Source organism: Paraburkholderia atlantica, from assembly GCF_009362785.1.
Taxonomy (GTDB): domain Bacteria; phylum Pseudomonadota; class Gammaproteobacteria; order Burkholderiales; family Burkholderiaceae; genus Paraburkholderia; species Paraburkholderia atlantica.
Map to the genome: position 1 here is coordinate 1 of NZ_WHNQ01000074.1, position 13,760 is coordinate 13,760.

The window sequence follows — 13,760 nt, forward strand, 5'->3', positions numbered from 1 at the left end:
CGCGTGTGGAGCATGTCTTCGCGGTGGTCAAACGACTGTGGGGCTTCACGAAGGTGCGTTACCGCGGGTTGGCGAAGAATGCGAACCGGGCCTTCGTAGCTCTGGCGCTCGCCAACGTGTACCTGTCGCGCACGCGATTGATGGCACAGGTGTGCCCGTAATGGGCGAAACGCGGGCAAAACGCCCGCGTGCAATGCCCGCAAGGGCCAAAAGCCAAAGGGTGACGGTCGGCTTCACGACCTGAACACCTCAACATCGCCGACACGTCGCAAATTCAGCGGCTTGTTCAGCGTAGCCCAAGAGCTGAAGGTACTGCGCTCGAGAGGTGCTGCGGAACGAATCCTCCCCCTTGAGAATTAGGCCGGAATTAGATGCGTGAAACGGCGCCCCCGCCACGATCTCGCGAAAGCGCGATCAAGTGGCGTGGTGATCAGCGCACGGCTTCCTTTGTACGCAGGTTGCGAACCACTTCCGCGCGCGTGGTGCAGGCAACCATCCGGCTCGCAAAGCGCCGAATTACGGGCTGGGTCCAGTCTTTTTCGAAGCTTCGCTTCGCCGAATTGCGGCCTAAGCTTTGGCTCAATTTTCTGCACTAAAACAAGGTAAGAACAGCGATGTCCACACGACGTCACCGGGCGTCTCGCGCGATCGGCCTTGCCCTTGCCGCCGCGACGTTCGTCGTGTCTGGCACGGCGGTGGCCAGACATCCCACCCGACTCTCCTCGCTTTCCGCTGACGATCAGATTTTCATCAAGTTGCGTGACGCCGCCCGCGACAACGATTCCGAGCGTGCCGCGCAGCTGGCGAGCCTGGTCCGAAATTATCCGGCGCCGGCTTATCTCAGCTATTTTCAGATCAAGCCGCGTCTGTTCAACGGCGCGGGGCATGCGAATCTCGATGCGCCGGACGCACTGGTGCTGTCGTTTCTGCAACGCTACGAGGGAAAGGCGATTGCCGACCGCCTGCGCAACGACTATCTGCGCGTGCTCGGCGCGCGCCACGACTGGAAGAATTTCGATTCCCAATATTCACTGTTCGCCCTGAACGACGACACGCAGGTGAAATGCTATGCGCTCGAGTCGCGCGCCGCGCGGGGTGAAAACGTTGCCGACGCGGCGCGCGCGCTGCTCGTCGAGCCGAAGTGGTACGGAGACGGCTGCGTCGATCTGATCACCGCGCTCGGGGGTAATCACCAGTTCACTTCGGAGGATGTCTGGCAGCAGATTCGCGAGGCCTATGAACAGGGCGCGACGAGGACCGGCGGCAGACTGGTCGATGCGCTGGGCACGGCGCGCCCGGATCCGCTGCGGCTCGATCAGGCGACGAACCAGCCGCGCGTGCTGCTGGCGAAAGGCATCCAGATGGACGCGGCATCCCATCAACTCGCGCTGCTCGCCATCACGCAGGTGGCGGCCAGCGATCCGGCAGCGGCGGCAGCCATCTTCACCGCGATCGCACCTGCGCTCACCCTGGCGGAACGCGCTATCGGCTGGGGCACGATTGCCTATCAGGCAGCGACCCGGCAGCTGCCAGGCGCGGTGGACTGGTACCGGCTGTCGGCGAACGCGCCCCTGTCGAGCCAGGCCTATGAGTGGCGCACGCGCAGCGCGCTGCTGGCAGGAGACTGGATGATGGTGCGCTGGTCGATCGAGCAAATGCCGGCCGCGCTGCGCGCACAATCACCGTGGGCCTACTGGTACGCACGCGCGTTGAAGCAGGCCGGCGAGGTGACAGCGGCGAACCAGGAATTCGGGAAGATCGCTGGAACTTACACCTTCTATGGCCAACTGGCCTCTGAGGCGCTCGGCCAGCAGATCGTGATTCCGCCACAGATCAAAGTGACCGACGAAGAAGTTAAGAAGGCCGGCCAGACACCGGGCTTCGAACTGGCAAAACGTTTTTATGCGCTGAACCTGCGCACGGAAGGCAACCGGGAGTGGAACTGGCAGTTGCGCGGCATGACCGACCGGCAACTGCTCGCAGTCGCCGAGTACGCACGTCGCATCGAGCTCTACGACCGGACGGTGAGCACCGCCGACAGGACGCAGACCGAACATGATTTTTCGCTGCGCTATCTGGCGCCGTTCCGCACGATTATCGAGCGAAATGCGCAGTCCACCGGGTTCGATATCGAATGGGCGTATGGCCTCATTCGCCAGGAGTCGCGCTTCATCATCAGTGCGCGCTCGGAGGTTGGCGCAGCCGGCCTGATGCAGGTGATGCCGGATACCGCGGAGATGGTCGCGAGGAAGATCGGGCTCGGTCCGATCTCGCGGGCGAGGATGAATGAGCTCGACACGAACATCCTCCTCGGCACGTATTATCTGTCGATGATTTACAACCAGCTTGACCGTTCGGCCGTGCTCGCGACCGCCGGCTACAATGCCGGCCCTGGACGCTCGCGCAAGTGGCAGGCCAACCTCCCGCGTCCGGTGGAAGGCGCGATTTTCGCGGAGACTATTCCGTTCAACGAAACCCGCGACTACGTCAAGAATGTGTTGTCGAACACGGTCTACTATGCGGCGTTGTTTGATGGCCACCCGCAATCGCTGATGGAGCTGCTTGGTCACATCGAGCCCCGATGACATAGCAACGCTTCCGCGCTGACCGCACGGATAAAACAAAGAGCCATCCTGGTGGCACCATTACCGGCAGCGTACCTAAGTTCAGGACCAGGCCGAGGATGACGCGCGTCCCATGAGCGGCAGAAGATCTGCGCCGCCATGTGCCCGCGTGGACACGTAGGTGCCTTCATGAAACGGGGGTCCGCTTGTGGTACGCCCGCGCAGGCAACTGCAGGTCCCAGTCCGCTGCCCACAACCAGCAAGCGCGCGGGATAAGGCTCGCAGAGCTGCGGTCACACCTCTTTTCCGACATTTTTTTGGCGATTGCGGAACGTTTCCCTTTCCAGCCCAAACCTGCAAATACAAGCCATGCTTGGTGGGCTGGGCGGGATTCGAAACCACAACCGGATTTCTCCGGCGGATTGTGAGTCCGCAGTCCAGCTATGTCGTGCGGGGATGCTGTTCCAACCTGCAGCCGGGACCGAGAGGCGTATTCATCTTGGCGTAAAGCCGCTGTTCCGCAACTATGCGCTGCTCGCTTCCCAATTCGTGCCGGCGCGCACACGACAGCCCGTTCGAAACGAGGCGAAGAATGTCTCCTGGGTCAAGTTTTCCTGAGAAATACTCGACCCAACCACGCTGTGGAGATAATCCTTCTTGTCTTTATATCCATTATCGCTTTCGCAGGCCGATGGTCGAAGCGGATTGCCACGGAACAGACGCGACCCTCACCCCGGGATAATTCCGGTTATCGCCGCCATCTGCCGCCCCGGGTCCCGCCCACGCATCCCCGGCTGATGCTAACGGCCGCCGGGGGACCAAGTACGCCCCACTGTCACCAGTCGTCCCGTCCGGCCTTCCGAGGCAGCTAGCAGAGCAATGCAGTAATCCAGGTCGGCGTCTTAAGGCGGTAGTTCGGCCTTATGCAAAGCTTTCCATAAGGCCGAGATGCTTCCGTCGGGCATCCGGCCGGCTCCGATGTAAAACCGGCCATTGCAATTGCGGCTTTGTGTGTTGGATCGACCGGTTGAATCCACAAGGCGCAGCGGTCATTCGAAGACAAGGGGGCGCCCGGACAGCGGCGCATCTGGCACCCCCGATCCGCTGCCGATCATCGCGGCCATGATGCGCAGCCGAGCGTAGTCGCTCGTCCGAGGCAAATGCGCGAGCCTCGCAAAGAAGTCGAAACTCCGCGAAAGCCGTCCGCCAGTACGAGCGCCAGCGACACGGTCAGCGTGGCCGCGGCCCCGCGACCCGCCACTTCGCCAAGGCGAGGTGGCAGCCTCGTCGCCTGAGAAAGCGTTGATAATGTCAGCATCGCGCGCGAATCCAGCAAAGTCGGTTTGTGACTGGCGTAGCGGAAGGCCTGCATGATTCCGGTTCACGTCGTGTTGACGCGCATATGCGCGCATCACCCGGCGCGGACGGACGCCGTCTCCTATTGGAGGTCTTATGCCGAGGTTCGCGGCCGGCATTGCGGCCGCGCTTTACCTGCAAGACTGGAATCAAGTTACTCGCCAGCTAGCGGAAAACGTTGATGCAGATCATGAGACCGACACCGCCAATCCAAGGCGGCCGAGGCGATGCCGCGGCTCCTCTCTCGGGCAAGGCGTCTATCGCTAATCGACGCCTGCGAGCCAGTCGTCCCTCACTAGCAGGACCTTCGCACTGATCGTGTGCCCTCTCCAGAACATGTTGCGAATCCTCAACATCAGCGCGTCCAGGACCTCTGACGCGAGGTCAATGAACCTCAGCAGCGCCATGGGACTTCCGCTTACTGCAGGCACGCGCTCAATCGAATCGAACAGAGGCAATCTGTACCTCTGCATGAACTCGTTGATTTCGTCGTCAGCGATCCTGTCTCGCACATTACCTGGTAAGACTTCAGCGCTCATGTCGGCGTATGTTCGAGCACCGCAACAGGCCGTGCCGCAGGTGGCGCCCCGAGGACCGCGCGAATGCGTTGCAACGCCTCCCATTGCTGCGCGCTTGGCGTGACGCTTTGCACGCGCGAGTCGCCCAGCAGTCTGTCCAGCAACGTCAGCAGCCTCTTTCGGTCTGCAGGCACAGTGAGCAGGGCGGGAAGCGTCGCGATAGCCTGCTGCGGCTCGTAGGTCGCGATGAGTTCCTGTTCGCCGCGAATGCGCCGCCACTGGTCGGCTGGCAAGCTGGGCAGATACTCGGCATACGCTTCGATCAGTTCACGCTGCGTCGCAAGCCGTGCAAGCGGCAATGGCTCGCCACTGCGCCCAAGCAGGAAAGCGGCCCGCGCGACCGCTTCGTCGTAGCCGCCCTGCTCGATCGATGCGAGCGCCTCCTTGACGAAAGGCAGTTCGCGCGGATCCGTAACCGTGGAGGCGGCTGCATTGCGCTCGCGATACCGGTCTGCGAAATGAAGCAGGAATGGGTTGGTGTAGACGCCGAAGAACGTCGACTCGGCGACAGCATCGCGCATTGCCCTGTAGTAGTCGAGCGAGGCGCTGATCATTTCGGAGCCGCGATGCTCGAGTTCGCGCCACGGCCCGATATCCGCGGCGTGTTGACGACTGGCTTTGACCGCGTTGGCCGCCGGGCGCAGCCACGCGAGCCACGGATTCAGGTCCGACCATGCCCACCGCTGCGAGCGCAGCGGATGAATCTCACGCAGTAATCGCGCCGTGGCTTCGTTCGACGTCCACTGCACCCACGGTTGCGCGAACATTTCATAAGCGCGCTGATTGAATTCGGAAAGCTCGGCCACCGCCTCGAAGGGCTTCTCGTCCTCACGCTTGAAACGGTTGAAATGTTGCGCGATTTCCTCCAGACGATGTTCGACGAACGTGACTTCGTATGCGATTTTGCCGTCGTCACCGTTGACCTCGTCGATCAACATCGCGTAAAGACCCGGTGCGAGCATCTCGATTGCCTCGAGCACGTTGACGATCTGCGCATGTTGCTTCTTCGCCACCTTGCCCGATACGAAAACGCCGAGATGTCCCGCCTCCTGATCCATCAGTCCGATGATGACCTGGCCGCGCGCCTTGATTTCCTCAGTACTTCCATACAGGTCGGCCACCCAGTTGAACGCCTGCTGCGGCGGCGTGATGTTGTCGCCCATCGAGGCGAACAGGACGATCGGCGAGCGGATATCGCGCAGGTCGAACGCCTTGCCCGAAACGCCGCGCACCGTGCCCGACCACAGCTTGTTCCCGATGAACAGATTGCGCGTGATCCACTCGATCTCTTCCCGGTTCATCAGGTAGTAGCCGCCCCACCAGCGCTCGAACTCCAGGAAGCGCGGTGGCTCGGTATCGATGTTGTCATACACGCGATAGTATTTGTCCCACAAGGTGTTGGCGGGGTTCAGGTACTCGAAGTTTTGCACGAGATACGCGCCGTCGAACTTGCCGTTGCCGAGGTCGGACGCAAACGAAGCGAGCCACGTGCCGCCCAGCAGGCCGCCCGCATAGCGCATCGGGTTATCGCCCACGCCCTCGCTCCACGAGCCGCTCCAATACGACATCGGCGCGCCGTTGATGACGATCGGTCCAGTGTCTTCAGCCGACGAGCTCGCCAGCATCATCGCGGCCCAGCCGCCCTGGCAGTTGCCGATGATCGCCGGCTTCGCGCTGTCGGGATGCAGCGAACACACTTTCTTCACGAACTCCTGTTCGGCCGCGCATACGTCGAGCAGCGTCTGGCCCGGTTCGGGATTCTGGAAGAACACGACGAAGTACACGGGATGGCCCGCGCGCAGCGCGACGCCGACCTGCGAATCGTCCCTGAAGCCGCCAATGCCCGGACCGTGACCGGCGCGCGGATCGATGATCAGATAAGGCCGTTTTTTCGCGTCGACGATGACGTCTTCGGGTGGTTTGATGTGCAGCAGCGCATAGTTCACAGGGCGCGCAAAATGCCTGCCATCGAGCACGACGTCATAGTCGAAGTGAAGTACCGGCTTGAGTCCCTGCGACGTGTTTTCAACATATTGTGTGCCGCGCTCGCGCATCGTGTCCCAGAACAGCAGCGAGCGTTGTGCGACATCGACAGCGTAATGCCATGCGCTCAAAGGGTTCAGTTGCGCCCCGGGGGGCAAGGTACAGCTCTGGTCCATGCGGACGCCGTCACTGACGGCCTCGCGCAAGCGTTTCCCGTATTGATTTACTGCATTCTGCGCGCGTTTTTGCAGCACGTAGGCGATGTTTCCGGCGATTTCCTGACTGCGTGCGAACTGCGTGGCTGCATCCATGACTACGTCCTCCACTGCGACATTGGCTGAGGGCGCGCGCGGCCGCCCCCGGCTGTCTCGCGGGAGGACTCGCAGGCGCGCGCCGATTGACGTGCAACTTGTGAACACTACTCGTGCGGCACCGTGCCGACCTGACATGGATCAATGCCGTGGGTCGTCTGCTCAACGATGAGCCGTCAACTGGATGCGCACGGCGCGCGATATCGGCACCAGGCACTGGCTCATTCAAAGTTCAGTGAGTACGATCCGGCCGTCGACCTTACCTTCGCGCAATGCGGTGAACACTTCGTTAATGTTCTCTAGCCGCTCATGGTGGATATGTGCGCGCACTTTTCCCTCGGCCGCGAATTCGAGCGATTCCTGCAGGTCGCGACGCGTGCCCACGATTGAACCGCGAACCGTGATGCCATTCAGTACCGTGGAAAAGATCGGCAGCGGAAAGTCACCGGGCGGCAGACCGTTCAGCGCGACGGTACCGCCGCGGCGCACCATGCCGAGCGCTTGCGCGAACGCGCCGCGCGAGACAGCGGTCACGAGAACGCCATGTGCGCCACCGATCTGTTTCTGGACCTCGCTCGCAGGATCGGACGTCGAGGCGTCGATGGTAATTTGCGCGCCGAGTTTGCGCGCAAGTTCCAGCTTGTCGGGCGCGACATCGACGGCAACGACATGCAGGCCCATCGCGACGGCGTACTGGACCGCGACATGACCGAGGCCGCCGATGCCCGAGATGGCGATCCACTGACCGGGCCGGGTGTCCGTGACCCTAATGCCCTTGTATACGGTGACCCCGGCGCAGAGGATCGGCGCGATTTCGTCGAACGCGACCCCGTTCGGTAGATGACCTACGTAGTCCGGATCGGCGACCACATATTCGGCGTAGCTGCCATTCACGGAATAGCCGGTATTCTGCTGCTCGTGGCAAAGCGTCTCCCAGCCCGTCTGACAGTATTCGCAGTGACCGCATGCGGTATAGAGCCACGGCACGCCAACGCGGTCGCCTTCCTTCACGTGCGTGACGCCCGCGCCAACCGCAGCGACATATCCGACACCCTCGTGACCAGGGATGAACGGCAGACGAGGCTTGACCGGCCAGTCACCATCGGCGGCATGGAGGTCGGTGTGACAGACCCCGGACGCCTTGACGTTGACGAGAATCTGACCCGCAGCGGGCGCAGGATCCGCCACTTCTTCTATCCGCAGCGGCTCGCCGAAGGCATGGACTACCGCAGCTTTCATGAATTGAGCCATCAGTCGCTCCTCAGTGAGTTTGTGATTCTCACGAGTATCCTCGCCAGGCCCGCTAATGCTTTGCGATAGATCAACGTAAACGACCCGCCCTAACGTATTGATCTAAGAGCGCAAGTGGAAGCGGACTGTTGCACCGGCATCATCCAGCGACTCAAGATTCTCCAGTACCGGACCGGACGAAGTGCAGGAAACAAGGCCGCCAGAATGGCTCGGATCCACTGGTCCGTCGTCTCTTCCGGATTGCACAGCCGGAAGAAACGCAAACCGTCGCAGAGGCTGAGGACGGCCGCCGCGAGCGCCTCAGCTTGAGCAGGCCAGCCGCTGTCGCCTGGACGCGCGCCTGCGCACAGACACGCAGCCAGCTTCCTTTGTCGCAGCCCGGTGACCCGCTTCCGAACCGTGCTATCTCGGTATGAAAGAAGGCCCGCTTCGACCCACAGCGGGCGACTCAGCACGGCAGGCTGTAGAGTTGATCAATTAATGTCGCAGTTTGACAACCAATCCTTGTCGTTTTGAACCCTGAAACCGATCAAAGGAACGACGCGAAACCGCCGAGGACATGCAAATCGTGTCGCCTTGACATGCACACGCTTAAAAATCGATGAGCCGTCCCTTTTATTCAGCAGTCACGCACGCGAATACGGCGGCAACGGCGGACGGTCCGAGATAATGACAACCATTCCGAGGCGACAAGAATCGTATGTCCGTTCCGCGTCGCTCCGTAGGGTGGTTTCGGGCCTCAGAGCGACAAGGTCAGCGGCTGACCTCGTTGGCGTGTGCTCGGCCAAAGCGGACGGCGGCCGATCGGGAACGTGTGGCCGTTTTAGATCGTCTCGCGGACACTCGCGACCCGGTGTCGGCGAGTGTCAGCTTTCCCTATTGGCGAACGAGTCCTTACGACCCTGAGCCGACGTTCGAGGTTGCCCAAAGCGGTCACTCAACTCACTCAAAAGCGCGCTGAATCTGATTGACCAGGGCTGCAAGTTCCGGCTTGTCGCCCCAAATGTCGAATTCCCGAGTGGCAATCAGTCCCATTGTGAGTGGCCCCTGTTTTGGCTCCGACGATTCACCGGAAATTTGGGCACGGCACCACGTCAATTGCCTATGAATGCTCTGTACATTTGGCCATGTGGGAGCCACCAGAGGCCCGATAGCTGATAAAGCTTCATCGATCTTGAGTAAGAGTTCGGTGTTCGTCATGACCAAGAAATCCACGTGCTACCAGACCGAAAATGTGGCTAACGTTGATGTAAGCGGCAATGTTCCTCGCCTAGTTTGTAATGTTCTCGCGTATCGATTTAGAGTCTTTCGGTTCCCAGTACCCGCCACTGCCGTGATACGTTTCTGCGTGCAGCCAAAACATCTCCTCGCAATGCAGACAGCGAAAGTGGTACTCGATGTAGTCGTCCCACGCGGCTCCCTTCGCGAGTTCGGCAAACGAGACGGAGACCCAAGGACTGTCGGGAACTACTTCACCGAGTGTTCCGTCGGCGATGTTCTCCGCGCCGATTTGTATCGCTTTGCGTAGCTCACGAGGATGTCTTATTGCATAGCGAACGCAAAGGTCCTTACATCGTGCACATGCCACAAAAGACTCCGTCAGGTTTTCGCTGCTTTTTGCAGAAAGTTCAGTTGGTATCGGCGAGTGCGGCGAACAGGATTGTCCACGATCAGCGCGGCAGTGTCGAACGCCCGTTCATGGCCGGTCGGGGCTTTATCGACGCTCTCCGTCGTTGGACGTAAGGCGAAGGATGACCTCATACGCTGACTGTTCGCTCTGCGTGGCAAGAAGAGCGTCTTCCGGGGAAAGCTCGAGTTCCCGGATCTGAACCACTAGCTCACCAGCGTCATATCGAAGAAAGTAGCAACCCGAGCGCCGCAATATATCGATACCAAAGCCGGAAAAAACGTGGTGATCATCCATAAGCTGCCGTTCATATGCGCGGGCGCGGTGGCCGATATTGTCGGCGATCTAAGCGATGACGTCGAGTGACCGAAAGTGGCCGACTGTACTCATTCACAGACGCCGGCCGAAAGCGGCCGTCGACGATTTCGACGACCGCTTTACGGGACCTTCAGCGAACTGGTGCTCTCGGCCATCAAGAGACAGTCGACAGAATGGCCCGATCGTCGACGATTTGAACGACGTTCCTGTGTCGCCCGACTTGCCGCCCCCACGACAATTTTTCGAAACCGCGCTATCCGATATATCGACCGCCGATTGGCGCTCATCACACACACTATTCCTCAGCAATGAGCGCCCGGTTCCGGGCTATTTACCGCTTACAAGGTCCTTCGTGCGTTCGGTAATGGCCGACAACCCTTTTTCAACGATTTCCTGCCAGTCGCTTGAAACTACAACCTGCTTCGATTCGCTAACCTTTGTTTTGATGGTTTTCACACCATGGAGAGCGCCAATGTCACCAGACAGTTGCACCTCTGATTTTTGATTGGTTGAGACCGACCAGAAGCCTGGCTGGAACCACGCCCAAAAATCAACAACTTCTGCGGTCACAGGAGCGGCGGCGGCGAAGTTGGGATCATCTTGCTTCACGACGATGTAGCCTGCCTCTTGAAAACCCGTGGCAAGCGCACTATCAACAAGGCCGGATACCGTCTTGCCTTCAGGAAGCACCACGTCGCCGAGAGCTTTGCCATAGCCGTTTCTCTTGCGGCCAATCGCGCGAGCTTTCGATGCGTCGCTAGAATCTCCATCAGGATCCAGTGACGCCATGTCGGCGCTAGGAGGCTTTGTCGTAAACGTTCGGGCGTCACGGACGGATTCAATGCGCACGTACTTTCCTGTTGATGGATTGGTCCCGTGAGGCGCAGTGACGTCGACAGTCGTGCGGCCTGCTGCGCATCCAGCCAAAATGGACGCGGCGAGACTATAGATGGCGATTCGAGCTGGCAGCATAGTTCTTTTTCCCCGTTTAGATTTCTTTGTTAGGCAAGACTGCGGTGGTGCAATCAGATGCAAATTTAATAGCTAGAGGTGGCACCGCGAGCGCGAAAGGATACAGTTTTCGTCACCGATTTTTGATAAGTGTGTCTTTACGACAACATGCAATTATCCAGCACGAGTGCCGGCTATCAGTGAAGACTAGGCGGCGGAACGCCCGTTATGCATGCTGAATTCGCCGAATATGCTTGTAACCTAAATCGTAACTGTTTCAATATTTGAATGATCTAGGCTGCAAACGCACTTTGCCGATGCAGAAGGAAAGCTGCGTCGAAGCCCTTGAAGGCGAAGCCACTGCTGCGCGTAATGCCCGACTTGCGTGAGTGTCGAGACGATTTCAACGATTGCTGCCGAGGGAGGCGGAGGTCTGAGTTGGGTCCGACTACAGCCGACCGCATCGGGCAGCAGTCGGCCGAGGGCGTGTGAAAACGCAAGCCGCACACCCTGTCCGTAAAACTCGGCCCTTCAGATCGCGCTGTATTGGCTTGGTAGCGACTCGGGAAGGGTAAAGCGACACCTAAAAGCCGAGTACTTTTGCGTTTTCACACGGCCTCGGCCACCTTCGGCCATTCGACATCAGTGCGTAGATCGTTGACAATTTGGATGTCGTCCTTCGAAATCGACTACCAAAGTGAATAGAATGGTCTGGGCTCTCCTGACGGTGGCCCTCGTTTCATGGGGAATATGCATTGCATACCCGATCAACGATATCCATTTCGGCTGGCTCGGAACTCTCGTCGGATCAGCGGGCGGCTTAATCGCGACGCTATCAAGCTATCGAACGGAAGAAAAGGTCCATGGACGTTTCGGGGGGCGATATATATAAGTCCGAATCACCGATCAAATTCCTCCTCGCTTACGTCTTGGTCGGCTCGCTCCTCGTCGCTTTCGCGGTTGTAAGCATCTTCGGCTGTATGGGGCGACTGGGGCGGTAAAGTCGCAAATCTCACGGATTTCTCTACCGGCTTTACTCGATTTTTCTTGTACTCGGACGCGCGTCGTTGATTGTAGAGTCTGCGTCGCTGTCAGGGCGCGGCCAACATCGGCCGTTCGACACCTAGCGCAAATTCGTCGACAATCGGCGTTTTTCCAAGGCCCCTAGCTACCCCCGAAAACGTTATGACCCGCCCGCCCCGTCCACCCGACCTGATGGTGAACTTCTCTCTAACGGTGCAGCGATCAGACGGCTCGTTGAAAGAGGTCATTTCAGGCTATCGTCCCAATCTACAAAGTGCGTGCTGACTACTGGTCATCTGCACATCACGAATTCGTGGACGCCGCAGGGGTTTGCACAGGGCAACAAGGTAGGGCGGAGGTCTGGCTTTTATCGCCCGAGGCATACCCACACACGTTTTGGATTGGTCGACATGTTGAAGTAGCTGAGGGTTCAAGAGTTGTAGGCGTCGCAGAAGTTCTGCAAATACTCAATCCGTTGCTCGAATTGCGCGCAGATGGTTGAGTGCTTTGGTGTCGGCGGGGCGCGCTCCATAATCGACTTTAGTCGACCGCATCGGGGCAGCGGTCGGCCCCGGGCAGTCACCTGATGAGCTGGTCAATTTTGCTTGCAAGTCCCTACCTTTGCTAGCATCGACTATTGTCGGTGGATTGGTGCTCGTGGGCATCTCGAATAATCTGAGCCAACGTTCTGGTATATGTAAGAGGATGAAAACGAAAAAATCCTTGCTCGTGCGATGCGGCGCATTCTTGATTCTGTGGGCGACGGCCTGTCCAGCTTTTTCGCAAACCGAAACGGCACGATCGGTACGACCCGCTACCCAGGTTGAAGTAGAAGGTGCTTGGCAACTTGTCGGTTTCCCCCCCGCTCTGGAGCCCAAGCTGCTTGGCGCTAATCCATGGCCATCAGAGTGCCAATGGTTTGCGTACAAGAAAGATGGCGTATTCAAAAGCCTGAGCCGAATAACCGCCCCTTGCCCTCCGCTGACAGCTGCTATCTTAAGTTCGAACCCACTTGCATCACCCGCGAATCTTCCAGATATTTCATGGAAGTTCGAAACTGTCCAAGCAAGCGGTGAAGGCTATATTGTGATCAGTCGCTCGGACAAAAAGTCCTATCATGAGATATGGCAAGCAGACATTGTCCAGCGCGACTTCCAAAACGGCGACGTCGATTTTCTACAAGGCGATCTGATCCTTTCCCTCGTAGATCCGCAGACAAACCGCGCGCTTTGGTATAGACACCTTCGCCGCATCAACTGATGAGTTCGGACAGTGTGAACGCCACCGATCCCGACAAATTAGCGTAACCTCTCTCGTGAACGTCTGCTTTCAAGAATCTCGACAGGCCGCAACGGGTCGACAATACGCATTCGCTGATCTCGGTAGCGGCCGTTCGTCGCCCCTCTCGGCGGACGACCGGTGAGCGACCGCAAGCAGGCATGTCAGCGCCAACACACGACCGTCAGCTTTGGCCGAACTACTGTCATCGGCCCGTTATGTGGTTGTGGTGCAAATTTCGCGCACGAGCGAAGAACCGTGGATTCAACATTGCATCATCGTGCTAAAAGGACTGCATTCCAAACAGCAGGCGCAGTGGTATCTTTGAGGCGCAACCGTGCGAGGTTGAACTGACCGTTGCGAATGCGATGCATCAACTCGACGCCCGATATCGTAACGGCCGCATTCCCGAAAAGTTTGAAGCCAAGCATTGCATTGACCCTGGACTTGATGTTGCGATGATCCTGCTCGATCAAATTGTTCAAATACTTCGACGATCGCAACGTCGTGTCCGCAGGGA

Annotated in this window: 9 protein-coding genes; 3 read left to right on the plus strand and 6 right to left on the minus strand. The window is 58.9% G+C overall.

Annotated features, from left to right (window positions below; all coding sequences use genetic code 11):
* Window positions 1–161 (plus strand): transposase (locus tag GCT19_RS38790; protein WP_152851873.1); only part of this gene is annotated, 161 nt, incomplete at its 5' end.
* A 453-nt stretch (window positions 162–614) separates the two neighbouring features.
* Window positions 615–2,585: a lytic transglycosylase domain-containing protein gene (locus tag GCT19_RS38795; RefSeq protein WP_152854867.1), complete on the plus strand. Its 1,971-nt coding sequence runs from the start codon at window positions 615–617 to the stop codon at window positions 2,583–2,585.
* Window positions 2,586–4,183: 1,598 nt separating this feature from the next.
* Here the strand turns inward: GCT19_RS38795 and GCT19_RS38805 are convergent.
* From GCT19_RS38805 to GCT19_RS38835, 5 genes are all read right to left on the minus strand, one after another.
* On the minus strand, window positions 4,184–4,459 hold the full coding sequence (locus GCT19_RS38805; protein ID WP_152854868.1) for an RNA-binding protein: 276 nt from the start codon (window positions 4,457–4,459) through the stop codon (window positions 4,184–4,186).
* Window positions 4,456–6,792 (minus strand): DUF3141 domain-containing protein, encoded by a 2,337-nt coding sequence (locus GCT19_RS38810; RefSeq protein WP_152854869.1) that lies wholly within the window; start codon window positions 6,790–6,792, stop codon window positions 4,456–4,458. Before GCT19_RS38810 ends, GCT19_RS38805 begins: the two co-directional genes overlap by 4 nt.
* 225 nt (window positions 6,793–7,017) lie before the next feature.
* Window positions 7,018–8,043, minus strand: a complete 1,026-nt coding sequence (gene adhP / locus GCT19_RS38815; protein WP_152854870.1) for an alcohol dehydrogenase AdhP — start codon at window positions 8,041–8,043, stop codon at window positions 7,018–7,020.
* Between the two features lie 942 nt (window positions 8,044–8,985).
* Window positions 8,986–9,243, minus strand: a complete 258-nt coding sequence (locus GCT19_RS38825; protein ID WP_152854871.1) for an immunity protein Tsi6 family protein — start codon at window positions 9,241–9,243, stop codon at window positions 8,986–8,988.
* Window positions 9,244–10,315: 1,072 nt separating this feature from the next.
* Window positions 10,316–10,837 carry a flagellar biosynthesis protein gene (locus GCT19_RS38835; RefSeq protein WP_227717795.1) on the minus strand — a complete coding sequence of 174 codons (522 nt, stop codon included), beginning with the start codon at window positions 10,835–10,837 and terminating at the stop codon, window positions 10,316–10,318.
* 1,830 nt (window positions 10,838–12,667) lie between these two features.
* On the opposite strand from GCT19_RS38835, the gene GCT19_RS38840 reads away from it, so the two are divergent.
* On the plus strand, window positions 12,668–13,222 hold the full coding sequence (locus GCT19_RS38840; protein WP_152854872.1) for a hypothetical protein: 555 nt from the start codon (window positions 12,668–12,670) through the stop codon (window positions 13,220–13,222).
* Window positions 13,223–13,515: 293 nt separating this feature from the next.
* Here GCT19_RS38840 and GCT19_RS38845 read toward each other — a convergent pair.
* Window positions 13,516–13,760, minus strand: a 245-nt coding sequence (locus GCT19_RS38845) for a DDE-type integrase/transposase/recombinase (RefSeq protein WP_152854692.1), incomplete at its 5' end; no start/stop codon positions are given.